Source organism: Mesorhizobium sp. M7A.F.Ca.US.007.01.2.1 (genome assembly GCF_003998165.1).
GTDB classification, from domain to species: domain Bacteria; phylum Pseudomonadota; class Alphaproteobacteria; order Rhizobiales; family Rhizobiaceae; genus Mesorhizobium; species Mesorhizobium ciceri.
Genome location: NZ_RZQP01000043.1, coordinates 1 through 19,625, shown reverse-complemented (window position 1 = coordinate 19,625; position 19,625 = coordinate 1). Strand labels below are relative to the sequence as shown.

Sequence of the window (19,625 nt, the reverse complement as noted above, 5' to 3'; positions counted from 1 at the left end):
GGTGTGCCGCAGTTGCTCGCTGCCGGCATGCTCTTGGCACCGGCTGATCATCCGAACTTGAACAGGACACCAAAGCCGCCGCGCGGATAGTTCCACTCGATGTCGCCGCCTTTCTCGCACAATATCCGGCAGGTGCCGCATTCCATGCAGCCGTCGGCGGTGATCTCGACTTGACCCTTGTCATTCAACTCATAGCATTTCGCCGGACAGACGTAGGTCAACGCAAGCAAGTTCGCGCTTGGCTTGTCGTGCGGTCGCACTATGATATGGGGGCGGCCGGAATCGACCAGATAGCGGTTCTGGTAAAGTTTGTCCTCGACACGAACCTTCGTCACTGCGATCGTCATCTTGTACCCTCTTCAGCGCCATGCCAATGCCAGGCGGACCGCGTCGCTGACCAACCCCCAGCGCGAGCGCGCGTTGATGAAGGCGGCCGTGGTGTTCTTTTCCTTCTCGATCTTCGGCGTGCCGTCGACACGCATGAAGGTCTGAGCGGCATGCGACATCAACCGCGGATAGCTGTCAAAAAAGTTGCTGGAATTGGTGTGGAGTAAGGCTGGCATGTCCTTGTATTTCTTAAGATCCTTGATCACAAAGGAGTCATCCAGCATCGTCTTGTAGAGCGCAAGGTTCGCTTTGGTCATAGGACCGTTGCGGCTTTTGACTTTGATGATCGCCTCAGCCGCGACACGACCCGAGGTCATGGCAAGGTTCGAACCCTCACGGTGAATGGCATTGTTCAGTTGCGCTGCGTCGCCGACGATGACCCAACCGTCGCCGAATAGCTGCGGAATGGCCCTGTAACCACCTTCGGGGATAAGATGGGCGGCATATTCTTTCACCTCCGAGCCAGCGATCAGCGGCCGGATCGAAGGATGGTTTTTCATCGCATCCAGGAGGGCGGACGGGCTCTCCATCGTCGCGGCGAAATCCGAGACCAGGCAGCCGATGCCGAGTGAAATCGACTCCTTATTGGTGTAAAGGAAGCCGAGCCCGGCCATGCTGCGAGAGATCGTGCCCACGGCCTCGATTACGCAGCCTTCATCGCCCTTCACCCCGAACCGCTGGCCAATGACCTCTTCGGGCAAGAAATGCATTTCCTTGACGGCAATCGCCACGGTCTCCGGCTTCGGCATCTCGCGCAGGCCTGCGCGAGTGCCAAGCAATCCCGACACCCCTTCTGCGAGAACGACCACATTCGCGAAGACCACTCCGCCAGCCCGGTCTGTGCGGACGCCGATCACCTTGCCATTGCCATCACGGACGAGTTCCGTCGCGGTCGTCTCACACAGGACCGTCGCGCCAGCCTCGCGCACCTTGCGGGAAAACCATTTGTCGAACTGGGCGCGGATGATCGTGTAGCGGTTGGGTTTCGCCTCATTGAAGTCGTCCGACCGGTAATGAATTCCGGTGTGAGACGTGTCGTCCATCACCCAAAGTCGCTGTTCGACCAGGTGCCGCTCGAGGGGCGCATCATCCCGGAAGTCCGGGATGATCTTCTCCAGCATGTTCGCGTACATTATGGCACCCTGGACGTTCTTAGAGCCCGGATATTCCCCGCGCTCCAACTGCAGGACCTTCAGCCCCTGGCTTGCCAAAGTGTAAGCAGCTGCGTTTCCAGACATGCCGGCTCCGACCACAATGGCATCGAATTGTTCAATCATGTCCTCTCCCTCAACTCGCAAGCTTGTCTCGACTGTGCGGCGACAGCCGCCGGGTGAAGGCTTCCGTCAGTGCGGGCAGGAAGCGGATTGCATCCGTGACGATCCCGAGGTGGGCGAACTCGAAAATCGGCGCGTTCGGATCGGTGTTGATCGCGACGATGAGATCGGCCCCCTCGACCCCAACTCGGTGCTGGATGGCGCCGGAAATTCCGGCCGCGATGTAAAGCTTCGGTCGAATGGTCTTGCCAGTTTGTCCAATCTGTCGATCAGCCGGCATCCAGCCCTTCTGGACCAAGGGGCGCGAACAGCCATGCTCGGCGCCGATCGCTCGGGCAAGATTCTTCACAAGCTGAAGGTTCTCCGCCGCTCCGAGACCGAGGCCTCCCGCAACCACGACATCCGCATAGGCAAGATTTGCCATTGCCGACTGGTTATCCGGTAGGAAGCCGAGGACTTTGGTGACGATATCGTCCTCAACGAGCGACAGCTTGTGCCGCATGACACGCCCGACCGGCTTATCCACCCGTTGCGGCATAGGCATGACCCTTGGTCGCACCGTCGCCATTTGCGGCCGGTAATTTAGTGTATAGATCGTACACAACAATGAGCCACCAAAAGTCGGACGGGTCGCGGCGAGTGAACCGTCGGAATCTACATCAAGTTCGGTGCAGTCGGCCGTGAGCCCCGTCTGCAGGGTCGTCGCTACCGAGCCTGCAAGATCCCTGCCCAGTGTGGTCGCGCCGAGAAGGAGGATTTCGGGTTTATGGGTATTGACCAGATCCGTGAGCGCCTTGGCGAACGGCTCGTTCCGGTAGTCGGCGAGCGGCGGCGCATCGACGATGTAGACAAGATCCGCCCCGTAAGCGAAGGCCTCGGCAACAGCGTCCTCGACCATCTCGCCCGGCGGTCCCAGCACGACGCCCGCGAGCTGGACTTCAAGCTTGTCGGCTAATTTGCGGCCTTCGCCCAGCAGTTCGAATGATACAGGATGCACATTGCCGCGTTCGAGCTCGAGGAAGACCCACACGTGCCGGTAGTCTTTGAAACGGTCGGGAAGTTCTTTCTTTACACCGGCACGGCCGGGGGCAATGCGAGGGGTAGTTTGGCTTGCGGTCGACATTTTCTGCTCCTGGCCGTCACGTGCCGCTGTTGAAGGCCAGCTCATGTTCCAGCGCCGGCCGGCGGGTTAAGATATCGGCGATGAGTTCATCGGCTATGTCCTGCAAGCCCCTTTCCGCGGTGTCGATCTGCGCCGCCCTTTCTGCCCGTGCGGTGGGGGCGAAAACACGCTTGACGACTGTAGGCGAGCCACGCAGACCGCACCGGGTGAGATCGTCAATGCCGGCGTCGGCTGCAGTCCACTTCACGACTTGGCTGCGCGCCGCGCACAGAGCCTGCTGGAGCGAGCCCCGGCGGATTTCGTTGGTGTCTTCCAGCATGGTAATGAGGCAAGGGAGTCTGCTCTTCAGCAACTGGGTGCCGCCTTCGGCGCGACGAGCGACTTCGATCTCTCGCGTATCGAGATCGATGGAGGCAATCTTCGCGACATAGGTAAGTTGCGATAAATCTAGGCGCTTGGCTATGCCCGGTCCGACCTGGGCGGTATCGCCGTCAATCGTCTGCTTGCCGGTGAAGACGATGTCCGGCCTGCCGAAAGTCTCCCCAATTTTTGCGATTGCTTGCGAAAGAGCAAAGGAAGTCGCCAGCGTATCGGATCCGGCAAAATAGCGGTCCGTCAAGAGAACTGCTCGGTCAGCACCGTAACCGAGCGCCTTTCGCAGCGAGTCCTCCGCCATGGGCGGACCCATTGTGAGCACAGTAACCTCGCCACCATGAACGTCGCGCAGTTTGAGCGCTTCTTCGAGGGCGAACAGGTCGTAAGGATTGATGATGGTCGGAACACCCTGACGCATGATCGTGTTCGTCACCGGGTGCACGCGGATCTGTGCCGAATCCGGCACCTGCTTGATGCAGACTACGATATGCATTGGCGGTTTCTCTAAGCTCCCAGTCCGGATTCGTGCTTGGCGGTTCACCTCATTGCCTGCATCGTTCATGCCAAGTCGTCTTCCTGCCTCTATTCCAGAAGGTGGCTTCGTTTGCTTCCGAGGAGGCGTCATGAGGACTGGATTTGTCGACTTCTCGACATTGTCGCGTCGCAGCCGTGTCGGGCTCATTACTTTCCGAACCGCTTCAGTGCAGAGTCGAGCGGGACGAAGGCGCGGCCAGGTGCGGGACATATGTTTGGATCGTGGTCCCTTAGCACCTTGAACACACGTTGCGTGAGCGGCGAGGAAGTCGCGAAATCTTCGTAGGCGCGTTCCAGCTTGGCGCGCACCCGCGCGGCGATTACCTGGTTAGGCAGACCGGAGAAATCTTCTTCGGCAAGGTATTGGCCCACGCGCTTCATGATATGGAGCCGCGAGACATTCATCACTTTCGGGTCGTAGGAGACGTCAAGGCAGGCGAAGAAGTCCTCCGCGGCCGACAGGCCCTTCAGTCGCGCTAGGATATCGGTGCGATCGATCGGGCGGCTATCAGCGGAGCAGTTCATTGTATTCTCCCGGCGCGAAATTGTGGTGTCGATGCATTGGTGACATTGCTGACGGCGTGCCGACCTCTGGCACGGCGGCTGGGCAAGAGACTTGGCGATCTCAAGCTTTTCTGAAGTGGTGAAGGCGACCCCGAGTTTAACTGCTCTCCTTGCGCAGGGTCGTCACGTTGAGGAAGACCTCACGGCTCGTCGGCTATTGTGCCGCTCGGACCCGGGCCGGAATGAAGCTGTTCTGCACCTCGCCCGCACAGTCCAGCACTGGGAACGGCCCGTAGCTTCTCGGTGATCGCAGGCAGGACCTCAAGCACGCGGTCTACGTCATCTTCGCCGTTGTCACGCGACAAGGAGAAGCGGACTGCCCCACATGCCGCGTTCATAGCGATCAGAACATGGCTCGGTTCCAGTGAGCCAGAGGCACAGGCGGACCCGGCGGAACAGGCGATTCCCAGCCGGCTCAGGACAATTGGAATTGCATCGCCTTCGATACCTTCGAATCCAATGTTTGCAGTGTTTGGCAATCGCTCTTGCGGATCGCCGTTGATGGATGTGTTTGGGATGCGCTGGATGATCCCGTTCTCAAGGCGGTCGCGCAACCATTTTATTCGTTTTGTCTCGTCCATGAATTTCAAGGCGAGTTCGGCCGCCATGCCCAGTCCGACTATGCCGGGTGTGTTTTCAGTGCCTGCACGCCGGTCGCGCTCTTGGTGCCCACCCTTGATCATGGAGGAGAAGCGCACGCCACGTCTTACATAAAGCGCGCCTATCCCCTTTGGACCATGCAGCTTGTGGGCGGAGAGCGACAGCATGTCGATCGCGGTCGATTTCAGCTCAATCGGAAGCCTTCCGACCGCCTGCACTGCATCAGTGTGGAAAAGCGCGCCGACTTCCCTGGCTAGATCGGCAAGCTTAACCACGGGAAAGATCGTACCGGTCTCATTGTTCGCCCACATTATCGAGACGATTGCCACTTGTGGGGTGAGGGCGGTTCTGTAGGCGTCCAGGTCGAGCCGGCCGTAGTGATCGACTGGGATAATGTGCACCTTGACGCCGCGCGTCTTCTCAAGGTGCGCGCACAACTTCAGAACGGCCGGATGTTCAACCGCGGAAGTCACTATTTCCGTTCGGTCGGGCATCACCTCCAGCGCCGAAAGGATGGCTGTACTGTCGCTTTCAGTCCCGCCCGAGGTGAAGATGATCTCGTCCTCGAATCCCGCGCCGATGAGGGCTTGCAACTGTTGCCTCGCCTTTCTCACGGCTTCAGCAACCGATGCGCCATAGGCGTGCATGGACGAATGATTGCCAAATTGCTCCGTAAAGAAAGGCAACATCGCTCCAACGACTGCAGGATCAACCCGCGTCGTTGCGTTGTTGTCGAGATAGACAGGGTTCATGGGAGTGATCCTTCAACTGCTGAAATGATTCAAGGGTAGTCGGGCCATTGAACCTCTGGCGCATATCGTATCTGGTAAGGTGGGCGGCCGGGGGAGCGATGGCTTGGCTGACCGGTCGCTGTCGACATTGCCCTTTGGTGGCGGCATCCGCCGGGAATTCAGCTGTTTCGGGCAATTTTGTTTGCTTGCCCACGGCAACGATCGATGATCGCGATTTGGTGCATCACCGAACGCAATTGTTCCGGGCCGACAGTGCGTGTCGGCCGGTTCCAGAGCGCCGGCGGTTACCGGTTCGACGCAGTATTCCTTGGCGTCGCTATAGTCGAACATAGCCTGTTCCCTCGCAATCATTTGCAGGACTTGCCGCAGCCGCACGTCTCACGCGCATTGGGGTTATCGAAAACAAAGCCGGATGTTTCGAGCCCAGTGACGAAGTCCACGGTCATGCCGGCGGCATGGGGTTGGGAGCCTCTATCCATGAACACCTTGAGCCCATCTCGCTCGATGATCGCATCGCCCTCACGTGAGACGCTCTCCAGGCCCATTGAGTATTGGAAGCCGGCGCAGCCGCCGGCATGGACCATGATGCGAAATCCTTCCGCCGGCTCGCTGGCGCGGTAAAGAGCGGCCTTGATGGCGGCAACAGCGTTGTCGGTGAGCGTAATCATGGCTCGATTTCTCCTCGGTCCGGCGTTTTCGTGGATCATCTCGCATGGACCGTGCCAAAGGGAAGACGTGTCAAAAACCGTAGGACATCCCGACGTCTCTTATGCTCGATTGCTGGGGAGACGTCCGACAACCGACACTTACTGTCGGGTTTGTCGCGTCCGCGTCACAGGAAGGGCGCCTGAGTTCGCGATGCACTCACGCGTAAAGCAATGAACAGAGCCAAAGATGTTCAGAGCTTGCCGCGGAGCAACTGGCACGATTTTTGTGAAGCCTTCGTTGCGGCGGCAAAATTGCCGGCCGATTCACCTTTGGGTTGCCCTCGCAATCGAAGAACGAAGGAAAGCAATATGATCCATCAGACCCGCCTTGGTGGGAAAGCAGCACCGCCGGTGGTACCCGAATGCTCGATCGGCCGATTGGCGCCGACCACCCAACAATCGCTCGCTACCGGCGATTGGCCGCTGACCGCCCGGAGACAGGATTCGACTGGCATGTGCCTGACGATCGATCGCGTCCGCCGTGCACATCCCTGAGGCCCGTTTTTCGATCGATCGTCAAAAGAAGAACGGGGCAGGGGTAAAAACATGGATCAGCGCAAGAAGCGGTCGCCCAACGAAATCCGGCGTGCGTGGGAAGTCTGTCCGAACATTCCCGCGCGTGATTTCGCCGCCCAATTGGCCATTTCGGAAGCGGAACTGGTCGCGGCCCATTGCGGTTTCGGCGCGGCACGCATCGACCCGCGCGTCAATCACCTTCTGACGGGCCTCGAATTCGTGGGCGAAGTGACGGCGCTGACCCGCAATCAAGGTGCCGTGCACGAAAAGATTGGCGTCTTCAACAGAGTGATAACCGGCAACAATCACGCCATGGTCCTTGGTGACGAATTCGACCTTCGCGTCTTCCCGCAGGCTTGGAGGTATGGTTTCGCTGTTGAAAGGCGCCATCGCGGCGGAATCCAGCGCAGTTTGCAATTCTTCGACGCCGCCGGCGCAGCAGTGCATAAGGTGCATCTCAGGCCGGTCTCCAACCTTCATGCCTATCGAAAGCTGGTGGCCGAGCTCGTATCCGCCAACCAGGAGCCGACCATGTCGCTTAAGGCGAGAGTAGCCGACCTGGGCGCGAGGACTGCGGACTGGGCCGGCACGGTGGACGACCTACGCGAGTACTGGAGCCGGCTGACTGACGTCAACCTTCTAAAGACGCTCAAGCTCAGCCGCTGCCAGGCTTTGCGCATGGTCGGCCAGGATTACGCTTGGCTGCTCGACAATGCCGCAGTTGGCGCCGTGCTCCAGCGTGCGGCCGAAGACGAATTGCCGATCATGTGCTTCGTCGGCAACCGAGGTTCTATCCAGACCCATTCCGGCTTAATCAAGTCGGTCAAGCAGATCGGGCCGTGCATCCATGTGCTGGACGAAACGTTCCGGCTGCATCTCAGGACCCACCAAATCCGTGAGGTTTGGGCCGTGCGCAAGCCGACCAATGACAGTCACGTCACCTCGCTCGAAGCATATGGGTCCGACGGCAAGATCATCATCCAGTTGTTCGGTGCGCGCAAGGAAGGCGAACGCGAGCGCGACGACTGGCGGGTTCTGGCGGAAAACCTGCCTCGTTTCCCCGACAGCTACATGAGAAAAGACCGATCGTCGTCGGTGGGACGCCGGCGCCCATCTGCCTCCGCAGCCAGTAGCCGGGCATTGAAGCCGAGACCGGGGACACGATGACGCAATAAGCGCGCTGTATTATCGCAACGCGATGAGCAGGAAGCAATTTGGCGCTGCCCCATCGACCGCATGGTTACGACGAAGCCGCGGCCTTTGGGCCGAGCTCAGAGGTGACAATAGCGTGAACGCCGCCGACCGTCACTCCCCACCAGGCGGTCAGGTTTTGCGGTTCGGGCCGAGCAAAAATACTGTCAAGACAGCGAGGAACGTGGCAACCGCGCTGTAGACAAAGACACTGGCAATACCCGTGTGATCCACCAATAGGCCACCGCAAGTTGTGCCGGCTGCGATGGCCACTTGGAAGGTTATGACCATCAGTACACCAGCGCTCTCGGCCTGTTTCGGAGCGGCGCGTAGCACCATCCATGTCTGCAATCCGACCGGGACCGCGCCAAAAGCAAAGCCCCATACGGCAACTGCAATTGCCGAGGTCAAGGCCGATGCTCTCATGGTCAGGAGCGAGACAGCGGCTACGGCAATGAGCAGGGGCGGCAGGGCCGCGACCGCCTTGAGACTGTGTTTGGTGAGGAATGCGCCGGCTAAATTGCCGAAGACGCCGGCCGTGCCAAAAGCAAGGAACACGAGCGGGATTGACTTCTTGTCGAGCGCAGGAACGCTCTCGAGAAAGGCGCGGATGTAGGCGAAGCTGGCAAAATGGCCGGAAGCGACCAATAGCACGACTAGCACCGCAACCTTCATCGCCGGATTCTTCGCGACATCCAGCGGACTGCGGAATCTGCGCACTTCGATCGGAGGCAGTGGCGGAATGGTTACGAGTTGCACGAGCAGCGCAACGGCACTCACGATTGCGGCGACCTTGAACGAGGCTCGCCATCCCCAAATGTCACCGACATAAGCGCCGATTGGAGCCGCGCAGACGGAGGCGACAGAAACGCCGGTGAGGATGACCGACATGGCGCGCGGCATGAGGTGACTTGGAACCAGCCGCATCGCCAACGCTGCCGAAATTGACCAAAAACCACCAAGCGATATGCCAAGGACGACGCGTGCCGCAAGAAAAACCGGCAGCGACCCCGCAACCTCCGCCAGAACGTTCGACAGGATCAGCAGGAGCGTCATCGCCCAGATGACGACCCTGCGGTCCAGACGCTTTGTCACGATGGCGATTATCGGTGCCGAGATCGCCGCGACGATTGCGGCCGCTGTTAGCGCCTGTCCAGCCGTGCCCGTGGTGATACGGAGATCATGCGCGAGCGGTGTCAGAACGCTGGCGGGCAGAAACTCTGCCGTCACAAGCCCGAAGGTGCCGAAGGAAAGCGAAATGATGGCACCCCATGCAGGGCCAGAACGTTGATAGGGACTTTCTGGGTCAAGCCGATCTCGGTCGAACAAAGCCGCGTCCACTAAATCTGTCGCCGATTCGGTCATGAATGAGTTCTCCGGCTAGGAGCTGTTGCAGCAGGGGTGGCTACATCGCCGGGGATCAAAGCCGCGAGACCTTCCGGCGGCGGCCAGTCGGCATCAGTCGAGGCCTCGGAGCCCGACGCATCCGAGGCCTCATCGGAGGGCCGACGGACCCAACCGTCGACAATGCGGGAGAGTTCTCGGCGCGGTCGCATCGATCGCATTCGTCGAAGTGCGGTCTGTTCACTGCGAACCAAGCAAGCCGAACGCGGTGTCCTCGATCGAGGCCTTGATGGGGGGATGATCGACGATCTCTATATTGCTTTGAAGCAGGAAGTTCCGTCGCCATATGTGGTTATCCTGGCAGCCAGAATTGAGCGGTTGTCGCAAGCACCAAGGCGGTCGCAATGAGTGCAACGAGGCGGAAGTCTGATCGATGGCTGCGGTTCGATGGCCGCGCGATCGACAAAATTGAGGTGATGAGTTATCCCTTTTGAAGCCGTTGCTCCCAATTCTGGGATAAGGTAATTGCAGGCGGTCCCAGCAACGTCGGGCGGCCTTTTTGGTGATCGAATTCATGGGACGACACTCTCGGTCCGTGACGCATCTGCGAATGACTCCGCAAGTTCCGTGCCATCAACGACAAATCTGGCTCTGCTGAGCGGGTGGTGGAGGCACGAGCGTGGGCTATCCCAAGAGCTTGCCGCAAGGTTGTTCGAAGTTGAGGTGCCGGATAGACCGCAAATATGTCGGGCGGCCTGGGGTTGGCCAACACGAAGATGCGCAAGTTCAAAAGGACGAGCTGAACCCTTGCCGATATCCATCCGAGGCTGATCTGGAGAAGGTCAAGAACTGCGTCTTGAAGGCTTCCGCCGCACCGGCAAATGCTAAGCCAAGGTGCTGGGCAAGATGGACAGGGCCATCCAACCCGTCGACTGGACGCTCATTAATGGCGTCGGTGTGGCTCTGTAGCTGGCGAGAAAAACGCCCTGCTGAAAGACAAAAGCTCGTGTGGCCGGCTCTGAAGGACGGCCAATGAGGCATGCGAGGAGAGGCTATAGTCCATTCGTGTAGACTGATCTTGTCCTACGGAGGCGGCTAACCACCCCGCCAGACATCATCGAGGGGAGCGCCACTAGGCTCACCCCAAGTGTTGGTCGTTTCCACCTGGTGACCTCGGCCAAGTCACCAAGCCGCTTAGCGCAAGCTTTCGAACTGGATGCTCCCCGGGCACATGATCGGCTAGCGATCCCACCAGTTGAGTTGCTCCAAGTCGCTGTCTAGCATTCTACATTCTGTGTCCGACGCTGGACAAGAATGTTGCAATCCCGACCAGCAAGTCAGCGCAGGCGCCACCTGTTGCCCAGCAAACGGCAAGGATTATCGAAAGACGAATTCGGCACGGAGCTTGCACCGACGATTGCATGCAAATGCCGACAGCATCTCATGAACGGTCTCTCGATTCTGGCGCGGTTAAATCGCGGCCGGTTCCAGATCATGTCCCGCCCGAAATGGTGAGGGACTTCAACCTGTTTACGTCGCCCGGCATGTTGCCGACGGCTAACGGGGATCCGCATGCAGCGGTTGCTTGCGTTCATGCCGGGCCTCCGATCTTTTATTCAACCAGCAACACGCGCGACGGTCGGGGTACCTGGGTCATCACTCGCGCGAGCGACCAGCGCCGGGTGCTGCAGGACACCGAAACGTTTTCCAGCCATCGCAGCATCTTCGCCTCTGTGCTCGGCGAGAGCTGGCCGATGATCCCGCTTGAGCTCGATCCGCCATTCCACGGTGTTTTTCGCTCACTGCTCAATCCGCTGCTTTCGCCAAAGCGGGTAATGGCATTGGAGCCGGCTGTCCGGGAACGAGCGATCAAGCTGATCGACAGGATCGCCGCATCAGGCACGAGCTGCGACATCATGAAGGATTTTGCAGTTCCGTTCGCGGTCAATATCTTCCTTCGCTTTATTGGGCTTTCGGACAACGGACTAGAAACATTTGTCGGCTGGGCTAGAGATCTGCTCCACGGCGATAAGGAGCAACGACCACCCGCAGCCCGGACGATCGTGGCCTTCATCGACGAACTTGCCACCGAGCGCCGCAAGGAGCCGGTCGATGATTTCATGACCTTCATCGTGAAGGCAAAGGTCGAGGGTCGTCTGCTCAGTGACGAAGAAGTCCGTGGCATCGGCGTGCTTGTGTTCGTCGCGGGACTCGACACGGTCTCAGCAGCCATATGCTTCGACTTGGCCCATCTCGCGCGCAACCCCAAAGATCAGGAATTGCTACGAAGCGAACCTGACCGGATTGCCGTCGCTGCGGAAGAATTGCTGCGCGCCTATTCGACCATTCAGATGATCCGAGTGGCAACGAAGGATGTCGACTTCAAAGGCGCGCCGATCCGCAAGGGAGATTATGTTTCCTGTGCCACGATGATTGCCAATCGTGACCCGGCGGAATTCGAATGCCCGAATGAGATCGATCTGGCGCGCGAGGACAACCGGCACGCTGCCTTTGGCTATGGTCCCCATCGTTGTCTTGGCTCACACCTTGCCCGGCGGGAGATTGTCATTGGCCTGGAGGAGTGGCTGGCGCGCATCCCAGCCTTTCGGATCAAGACAGGGACTGAACCTATCACCTTCGGCGGCCATGTGTTCGGGATCGAGAATCTGATCCTGGAATGGTCCTGAAGTTTCAGCCAACGACATTGGAGTTCGCTATGCGTGTCGTCGTACATAAAGCCAGATGCCAGGGTCATGCGCGCTGCTGGGCGCGGGCGCCGAGAGTCTTCAAGCTTGATGACGCCGGCTACATCTTGCCCGGTGATATTGATGTTGCCGATGGGGAGCAACTGCTTGCCTCAAAAGGGGTACGAGCCTGCCCCGAACAAGCTCTGGAAGTTGACGAGCCCCCCGCTAACTCAGTTGTAGAGAGAGACACACGCAAAGTGCAGACTGGCATCGGGAAGGACAAAACAATCATACAATTCGCGACAGACCCTGTCGACCACGCGAAAATTACCGAACTGCGTGACCGAGAGGCGATCCGCAACTGCCTGTATCGGTACTGCCGCGGGATAGACCGCGCCGATGAGGCGGCGCTGCGTAGCGCATACTGGCCCGAAGCGTATGACAGGCACGGTCCCTATTGCGGACCGGCAGAGGACTTCATCCAATTTGCTCTCGGTCTGCCGGGGCACCGTAACATCCATCAAATCACGAACAGCCTGATCGACTTCATCAGTTCAGCAGAGGCCGCGGTCGAGAGCTATTTCACCGCGCTGCAACGCGGACCGGATACAGACCAAGAAATACGTCAGACGCTGCTTTGCGGCCGTTACTGCGATCTGTTTCAGAAGAGGCAGGACGAGTGGCGAATTGCGGAACGGACAGTCGTCTACGATTGGGTTGAGGAGCAAATCCCGCCAGCGATTCTTGAGGCAGATAGGTTCGGCCGGCGACAGCCGATTGGAGCACCACATCCAGACGATCCCATCTACCAGTTGCTCAAGGGTCACATCCCCACCGACCAAGATGGCGTCGAGGGTCCCCAACTGGGAGCTGCATAAGTGGGTAGGAATGGAGGATGAGCGCCCTACGGGAACGACATCTGTGTGTGGCGCCGGGCTCCGTCCGCACCCCAATGGTCACAGAACTGGCACGCGCTGGCAAAATGGACCTCGCGGCGATACGCCGCCGCGTGCCGATGGGGCGCTTGGCTCGCCCCGACGAGATCGCCAGGGTCGTGCGTTTTCTGAGCAGCACGCAGGCGCGCTACATCACCGGCTCGGTGCTGGCAGTCGACGGAGGCTGGATGTCATTCAACCAGCCGGGGGATGCTCACCCGCCGGTGGATGGTGCGCTCCAAGCCGAGCTCTCCTGTCCGGCCGAATGCACAGATGCGCGAATCGTGCTCGTCACCGGTGGCGCAAAAAGCATTGGCGCGGCCGTCGCTCGCCGCTTTGCCGCGAACGGCGACACCGTCGTGATTGCTGATAAAGATGGCACTGCAGCGGCAGAGCTGGCTACATCGCTCCCCGGCAAGCATCTGGCGAAATCGCTGGACGTGGCCGTCGAGAGCGATGTGGTGTCGATGTTCGAAGAACTGAGGGGACGCTTCGGGTATATCGATGTTCTGGTCAATAGTGCTGATACCGCCGACAGGATTGTGCCTGCGATCGAGCAACTGTCGAAACAGCTCGAACACGTCCTGGATGTCAACCTTACCGGCGCCTTCACCTGCGCGCGCGAAGCGATCAAGGCTATGCGCCCGGGCGGCGTGATCCTCAATCTCGGGTCGATCGACAGCTTTCTGCCGTTCGCGCCGCGCCATGCCTACGGCGCCTCCAAGGCGGGGATGGATATGCTGACCCGTTGCATGGCGGCCGAACTCGGGCCGGTCGGAATTCGGACAGCCACCGTCGCTCCTGGCCACATCCGCACGCCCGCACTTGCTCAGTTGGCCAAAGCCGGCCGCATCGACCTGACAGCAATCGGACGACGCATCCCCATGGGCAGGATGGGACGGCCAGAAGACGTCGCAGATGCATCGTTCTTCCTTGCTTCGTCTGACGCCTCATACATCAACGGCTCGATCCTCTACGTGGACGGCGGCTGGACCTCGTTCGGTGATGCGGGAAACGCCAGCGAGCTCTATGACGAATGTTTTGCGGAGGCCGCAGGTTAATTGCCAGGCCTTCGCAGGGCGACCGGCCGAGCATTATGAAGCCTCGGCTCCACGACGCACCTGAGGTGCTTGAGATCCAAGCATGCGCATGCCGAGCACATTCCCGGTCGGCTGACGTGTCTATAACGAGGAGAAATCATGGAATTTGCCACTTTCATTCTGGCCGCCCAGCGTGGCTATCACCAATCCTCAGAAAGCGTCATCCGCAACTCCATCGAACAGGCCGTCGCTTCGGAGCAGGCTGGGTTCAACACCGCGTGGTTTGCTGAGCACCACTTCAACAATTACAGCCTCATACCATCCCCGCTGATGATGGTGGCGCACTGCGGCGGCTTGACAAGCACGATTCGCCTGGGCACTGCCGTCTGCGTGCTGCCGCTTTACCAACCGCAGCGCCTGCTGTCCGAGATCGGCTTCGCCGACATCGTTGCGAACGGCCGTCTCGAGCTCGGCGTAGGCTTGGGATACCAGCAGTTCGAGTTCGAACGGTTCGGCGTGGACATCGATGAGGCGCCGGCCGTCTTTTCGGAATACCTGGACATCATTCTCAAGGGCCTCAACCAAAACGTCTTCGAACACGACGGCCAGTATGAGAAGATCCCCCCAACAGCGATTTCGGTCCGCACAGTCCAGCAGCCGACGCCGCCTATCTGGATCGCTGGCGGAGCCGCACGGATGGCTCGGGCCTACCGCGAGGGGCACAATTTTTTTGTCACAGCCTTCCACGACGGCTTAGAGACTTTGACCACACTGCGTGAATCAGTCGAGAGGGCGGCGGCATCCGAGGAAAAGAACGTCACCGACGTCAAGATATCGCTGCTGCGCTGCTGCTATGCCAGCCACGACGAGTTGGAGATCAACAGCTATCTCGACAATGCCCGCTTCCAGCGCCGGCTTTCTGAAGCCCTGCATCAGCGTCGCCAACAGAGCCACGATGGCTACCTGCTGCAGGAGACACCGACCCAGCAGGATCTGTCCTTCGAGACCATGCGCAAAAATTTGCCGATTGGCAGCGTAAATCGCGTGATTGATCGCCTGCTGGAAGAGATCGATATCTTGAAACCGGACCAGATCGCAGTTCAGACTCAATTGGGCGACTTCGACCAAAAGACGATGCTGCGCCAGATCGAGCTCTGGGGCGACAAGATCATCCCTGCGGTCAACAAGGCGCTTTGTCATGCCGGAAGCTGAAGCCGGCCGTTACGATGATGGCTGCCTATCCAGCGCGCAATGGCGTGGGTCCGAGCTAGGGAGGAGCTTCGATCAGCATGTGCTGCCCTGCGTACATTCACGTTCGCTTGAGGAGGTCCAGGCGGGCGAGGTGTTGGCGACGGAGGGGACAGGCCTTTCGTCTGTCGAATTGCGTGATGTCTTGGCCGCAACTTTCCCGTCTACCTCCAGCAGCGTATTCGCTTTGGAGGAGTTGAGCGAGCCCGAGCCGGAACTGGAAGAGGAACTGCTACGCCGGCTGCTGCTAGCGCATGCTGCGCCGGCCGACCCGGCGAGCGCCCGCTTGGCCAAGATCATCGCCCGGCGTGCGATGCGCATGGACCATCTTTGGCGGGATCTTGGCCTCTCAAATCGCGCTGAGCTCAGCCGCCTGCTTGCCAGACATTTTCCCGCGCTGGCGGCAGGCAACACAGAAAACATGAAATGGAAAAAGTACTTTTACCGCAAGCTGTGTGAGGCCGAAGGCTTTTCGTCATGCACAGCACCCAGTTGCGGGGAATGCCATGACTTCGAAAGCTGCTTCGGCCCGGAGGAAGTTGAGAGTCGCCTCTCGCCGACCACGAATGTCGGTTAGTCACTTCGCTTGATCGCAGCTGCGGACAAACGCTTATCGCGGCGCCGTCGTATGGAGGAAGGGATGTTCATCGCCTCGCGATATTTGGTGACGGTACGGCGAGCGACATCGATGCCGGTCTCCTTGAGTTGAGCAACGATGTCTTCGTCGGAATGTACCTTGTCGAGCGATTCTTCGGCTATGATTGCCTTGATCCGATGGCAGACAGCTTTGGCGGAGTGCGCATCGCCGCCCTCGCAGGATGCGATTGGCGCAGCGAAAAAATACTTCAGCTCGAACACCCCGCGCGGAGTCAACATGTACCTGTTCGAAGTCACCCGGCTTACCGTCGACTCGTGCATGCCGATCTCGTCAGCGACATTTTTGAGACAGAGAGGCCGCAGATGGGCGGCGCCGTGTGTAAAAAAGGCATCCTGCTGGCGCACGATTTCGGTCGCAACCTTAAGGATCGTCTTAGCGCGCTGCTTGAGACTGCTGATCAGCCAGTTCCCTTTTTCCTGGCAATTGTCGAGAAACGCTTTGCCTTCCGGATTTTGCTTGGTCAGCTGCGAGATTTCGGCGACATAGGTGTGGTTGATCAACACTTTGGGCAGCGTGGCCGGATCAAGCTCCACCCGCCATCCACCTTCGGACTTGGGCATTACCCAGACGTCCGGTACGATGGTTTCCGGCGTCCCGGACTGGAACCGGTCTCCAGGCTTGGGATCGAGCGCGCGGATTTCGTTCCTCATGTCGAGGAGATCCTCCTCGTCGACTCCGCAACGCTGCTTCAATCCCTGAAAATCCCCCCGTGCAAGCATCTCGAGATTGGCGACCAAAGCTGCCATAGCCGGGTCGAACCGGTCTTGCTGGCGCAGCTGAATCTCCAGGCATTCGCTGAGAGTTCGCGCAAAAATGCCCGGCGGATCAAATTGCTGCAAGATTCCGATGACCCGTTCCACATCAGCTTGCCGAACGTTTAACGTCCTGGCCAGATCGAAAAGGTTTACCTGAAGATAGCCAGTGTCCTCCAGATGAGCGGCGAGCTGTCCGGCAATCAGCCGCTCCTGGGGGGTGAACGGGTTGAGGGCGACCTGGCGGGCGACATGGTCGTGCAATGTTTCGGTGTGGGCGGTAAACTCCTCGACGGCAGGTCGATCGTTGCCGCTACTGCGTTGCGACTTCCATTGCCCGCGCCCGCCAGACGGCCCGCCAATGGGCGATTCGCCGATTTCGCTTCTGCTTTGACTGCTCCGCTGATCCACCCCTGGCAGCGGCGAATCGTCGTCAAACGGGTCAGGCTTCAAAACGGGGTTCTTCTCGAGTGCCTGCTGCACGAGCTGATGGAGTTCAGTATGCGTCAATCGCAGCAAGCGAATAGCTTCAATGGCTTGAGGCGATAAGACCATACGTTGCTTCTGGCGTTGAAGCAGGCTTGCTGAGAGATGCATGTTGAACCGTGATCTGCCGAGGAGGCTCTAGTGTGTGCTTGGGTTGTGTGAGACTTTCCACTTCTGGGTCATGCCGCCGCCTTCAATTTGTCGAGAACGTTTTGCGGGGATGAAACGCCATAGGGGTCCGTCTCGCAGTTGTCACAGAAGCCTTCCTCCTCGAACCACTGCTCCACCACGCCATCGTCGATCAGAGCGGCGTATCGCCAGGAGCGCATGCCAAAGCCCAGATTGTCCTTCGCGACCAGCATGCCCATTTTGCGCGTGAACTCGCCCGACCCGTCTGGGATCAGCTCGATCTTCTGCAGCCCCAAGGACTTTCCCCACGCATTCATGACGAAAGCATCGTTGACCGAGACGCAGTAGATCGCGTCAATTCGCAGTTCCAGAAATTGATCATAGAGTTTTTCGAAATCGGGCAGTTGGAAGGTCGAGCAGGTCGGGGTGAAGGCGCCAGGCAGCGAGAACAGGATGATGCGCTTGCCCCCGAAATAATCGTCGGAGGTCTTGTTCTCCCACTGATAAGGATTTGGCCCCCCGATCGACTCATCGCGAACACGCGTGCGAAAGGTCACGAGAGGAACGTTCTTTCTATAGGTCATTGATTTGCTTCCAGGCCAAAGTGGTACGGTGCATTTTTCGGTTAAACTGAAGCGGCATCGACTTCGGTCGACAGTTCCGGCAGCCTCGCGCCTTGGCGTGGTTGCCTCGGACCGGTCTTGTGCAAGACCGCCCCCGAGCAGGCACGTTTAACGGCGACGAGCTTCCGCGGAGACGGGGAATTTTGCTCGCGTGCTTTATCGAGCTTTGAGAGGTAGGCATGGTCTGCAACCGTGATTTTGACTGCGTTCTATCGACCGAGTCGCAAGCGCCATGCCAATTGACCCGATGCCTTGGGTTCACTTCGGTTTTTGCAGCAACTTTCGTGTTGTGCAGTAATGCCGGTCGATATTATTGCTCAAGCAGCACTGGAAATTGGGTGCGACTCCGTTCGGCAAACCCGGCCTTTGTCCGAAGCCGGACACGAATGTCGGAAATAGCCAAACGCCAGGATCTGGGGCGGGTTAAGAAACGTTGCCGTGGGCACCGGCTTCAGCACAATTGCGCCACGCGAGCATGGCTCCCAGCGTCAATGCCGTGCAGCAGCGAGACGAAGTCACTGCAGAATATCAACCTCTGCGAAGTCGTTGAAACCCAGCATGTGCGAGCCGTTCGAGGCGCAGATCAAGGCATGCTCGAGGAAGAGCTCGTGCTCTCGGCAGCAAGTGTTGCGACGTCTGACAAGGATCGTCGCGCTTCAAGGAAAAGAACCTGAATGGTGCACGGCTTGTGAAGGCCGGCGCATGGAAATGGCTGGGCTGATCATCCTCCATGAGGGTTGAATGAAGAGCTGGCCCCTATCTCCCTCAGCTGCAACGGGGGGAGATAGGGCATGTCCGTCTATCGCGCTGGGTAACATTCCTCGGTGATGCAATAAGGGGGAGCAATTTCTCATTTCGGCAGACACGACCCAGCTCTCCTTTCATGCGCTGATTCCCCCAGGGGAAATCGCGACTCCAGGCTTCCTATGCAGCGAATCGCGGTGCTGTCCGATGTCCGACAATGTCGGATGCGGATCGTAGCTGGGCTAGATCCGTCACTTTGCCTCGATGGTTTCCCACTGGCCTTATATCTGCTTCGCCCAAATGCGGCGACATAACCTGTGCGGCATCTGTGAATGGATCGACTTCAATCGAGACCTCGGAGGTCCCGATGCGCGAAGGGAGCTTGCCGATATGACGGCCACCATAGCGAACCACGGTCCGGACGACGAGGGGACTTGGATCGGCGGGCCTGCGGCGCTGGGACACCACCGCCTGGCAATCATCGATATCCAGGGCGGCCGCCAGCCGAGGATGCTCCAGGGGGATGGCCGACCTGACTTGGTGCTCGTCTACACGGGTGAGACTTACAACTACCGCGAGCTGCGTCAACAGCTGGCCGGCCTAGTCCATCGCATGAACACGAGCAGTGACACCGAGGTGGTGCTGCACCGCCCCCGCGAGTAGGGCTCTTCGGCGGGTACACTTTTTTCACGAAATCCGTGAATGTTTCTCGCGACATCATCCCGCAATCGGTGGTGCAGCGGGTGAAGAGCCCGTATCCGGCTATCCAGAATGCCGCCTACGACAAAATACTACGTACGCGGTTCACTGTGATGCTGGACGACCTAGTTGTGGAGCTTCAACAGGTTGTCCTCGATCAGGGCGAGGCGACTGATAGGCGTTTTTGACTTTAGGCTGCCATGTGGACGATGCCAATTGTATCTGTGCAGCCAGACAGGCAGTTCGGCGGCACGATG

The 19,625-nt window shown here is 59.0% G+C and carries 16 protein-coding genes and 4 pseudogenes; 9 read left to right on the top strand and 11 right to left on the bottom strand.

Annotated features, from left to right (window positions below; translation table 11 throughout):
• Positions 1-47: 47 nt before the first annotated feature.
• The 7 genes from EN949_RS10885 to EN949_RS10855 all read right to left on the bottom strand — a co-directional run bounded on the left by EN949_RS10885 (position 48) and on the right by EN949_RS10855 (position 6,277).
• Positions 48-347 (bottom strand): ferredoxin family protein, encoded by a 300-nt coding sequence (locus tag EN949_RS10885; protein ID WP_024505235.1) that lies wholly within the window; start codon positions 345-347, stop codon positions 48-50.
• Positions 348-359: 12 nt separating this feature from the next.
• Positions 360-1,664, bottom strand: a complete 1,305-nt coding sequence (locus EN949_RS10880) for an FAD-binding protein (RefSeq protein ID WP_063169391.1) — start codon at positions 1,662-1,664, stop codon at positions 360-362.
• 10 nt (positions 1,665-1,674) lie between these two features.
• Positions 1,675-2,784, bottom strand: coding sequence for an electron transfer flavoprotein subunit alpha/FixB family protein (locus tag EN949_RS10875; protein ID WP_024505237.1), 1,110 nt, complete (start codon positions 2,782-2,784; stop codon positions 1,675-1,677).
• A gap of 16 nt (positions 2,785-2,800) precedes the next feature.
• A complete protein-coding gene (locus tag EN949_RS10870; RefSeq protein WP_063169390.1) occupies positions 2,801-3,652 on the bottom strand; it encodes an electron transfer flavoprotein subunit beta/FixA family protein in 852 nt (283 codons plus the stop codon).
• A 188-nt stretch (positions 3,653-3,840) separates the two neighbouring features.
• Positions 3,841-4,218, bottom strand: coding sequence for a nitrogenase stabilizing/protective protein NifW (gene nifW / locus EN949_RS10865; protein ID WP_063169389.1), 378 nt, complete (start codon positions 4,216-4,218; stop codon positions 3,841-3,843).
• Positions 4,219-4,397: 179 nt separating this feature from the next.
• Positions 4,398-5,609, bottom strand: coding sequence for a cysteine desulfurase NifS (gene nifS, locus EN949_RS10860; RefSeq protein WP_063169388.1), 1,212 nt, complete (start codon positions 5,607-5,609; stop codon positions 4,398-4,400).
• 347 nt (positions 5,610-5,956) lie between these two features.
• A complete protein-coding gene (locus tag EN949_RS10855; RefSeq protein ID WP_029356570.1) occupies positions 5,957-6,277 on the bottom strand; it encodes an iron-sulfur cluster assembly accessory protein in 321 nt (106 codons plus the stop codon).
• 210 nt (positions 6,278-6,487) lie between these two features.
• Between EN949_RS10855 and EN949_RS10850 the strand changes: the two genes are divergently transcribed.
• Together EN949_RS10850 and EN949_RS10845 are read left to right on the top strand one after the other, a co-directional pair.
• Positions 6,488-6,811 (top strand): hypothetical protein, encoded by a 324-nt coding sequence (locus EN949_RS10850; protein ID WP_126066777.1) that lies wholly within the window; start codon positions 6,488-6,490, stop codon positions 6,809-6,811.
• 51 nt (positions 6,812-6,862) lie between these two features.
• A pseudogene (locus EN949_RS10845) lies at positions 6,863-7,894 on the top strand (ChuX/HutX family heme-like substrate-binding protein); the annotation flags it as partial.
• 261 nt (positions 7,895-8,155) lie between these two features.
• On the opposite strand, the gene EN949_RS10840 reads toward EN949_RS10845, so the two are convergent.
• Entirely contained in the window at positions 8,156-9,388 is a 1,233-nt protein-coding gene (locus tag EN949_RS10840; protein WP_127371684.1) for an MFS transporter, read from the bottom strand.
• A gap of 1,487 nt (positions 9,389-10,875) precedes the next feature.
• Between EN949_RS10840 and EN949_RS10835 the strand changes: the two genes are divergently transcribed.
• The 6 genes and pseudogenes from EN949_RS10835 to EN949_RS10815 all read left to right on the top strand — a co-directional run bounded on the left by EN949_RS10835 (position 10,876) and on the right by EN949_RS10815 (position 15,854).
• Positions 10,876-12,054 (top strand): cytochrome P450, encoded by a 1,179-nt coding sequence (locus tag EN949_RS10835; protein WP_063169385.1) that lies wholly within the window; start codon positions 10,876-10,878, stop codon positions 12,052-12,054.
• A pseudogene (locus EN949_RS36480) lies at positions 12,045-12,206 on the top strand (ferredoxin); the annotation flags it as partial. The gene EN949_RS10835 and the pseudogene EN949_RS36480, both read left to right, overlap by 10 nt.
• A 138-nt stretch (positions 12,207-12,344) precedes the next feature.
• Positions 12,345-12,932 carry a nuclear transport factor 2 family protein gene (locus EN949_RS10830; protein WP_050580531.1) on the top strand — a complete coding sequence of 196 codons (588 nt, stop codon included), beginning with the start codon at positions 12,345-12,347 and terminating at the stop codon, positions 12,930-12,932.
• A 47-nt stretch (positions 12,933-12,979) separates the two neighbouring features.
• Positions 12,980-14,050 (top strand): annotated as a pseudogene (locus EN949_RS10825) (SDR family oxidoreductase); the annotation flags it as partial.
• Positions 14,051-14,188: 138 nt separating this feature from the next.
• The gene (locus tag EN949_RS10820) at positions 14,189-15,241 is read left to right on the top strand and encodes an LLM class flavin-dependent oxidoreductase (protein ID WP_063169383.1); all 1,053 of its coding nucleotides are present in this window, start codon (positions 14,189-14,191) and stop codon (positions 15,239-15,241) included.
• A complete protein-coding gene (locus EN949_RS10815; protein WP_063169382.1) occupies positions 15,228-15,854 on the top strand; it encodes a nitrogen fixation protein NifQ in 627 nt (208 codons plus the stop codon). The genes EN949_RS10820 and EN949_RS10815 overlap by 14 nt, the downstream gene beginning before the upstream one ends.
• On the opposite strand, the gene rpoN is transcribed toward EN949_RS10815, so the two are convergent.
• Positions 15,851-17,284: an RNA polymerase factor sigma-54 gene (rpoN, locus tag EN949_RS10810; RefSeq protein ID WP_063169381.1), complete on the bottom strand. Its 1,434-nt coding sequence runs from the start codon at positions 17,282-17,284 to the stop codon at positions 15,851-15,853. The genes EN949_RS10815 and rpoN overlap by 4 nt on opposite strands.
• A gap of 68 nt (positions 17,285-17,352) precedes the next feature.
• Positions 17,353-17,886 (bottom strand): peroxiredoxin, encoded by a 534-nt coding sequence (locus EN949_RS10805; RefSeq protein WP_063169380.1) that lies wholly within the window; start codon positions 17,884-17,886, stop codon positions 17,353-17,355.
• A gap of 1,173 nt (positions 17,887-19,059) precedes the next feature.
• On the opposite strand from EN949_RS10805, the gene EN949_RS10800 reads away from it, so the two are divergent.
• On the top strand, positions 19,060-19,332 hold the full coding sequence (locus EN949_RS10800; protein ID WP_199489650.1) for a hypothetical protein: 273 nt from the start codon (positions 19,060-19,062) through the stop codon (positions 19,330-19,332).
• A 161-nt stretch (positions 19,333-19,493) separates the two neighbouring features.
• Here EN949_RS10800 and EN949_RS10795 read toward each other — a convergent pair.
• Positions 19,494-19,625: pseudogene (locus tag EN949_RS10795) on the bottom strand (IS481 family transposase); the annotation flags it as partial.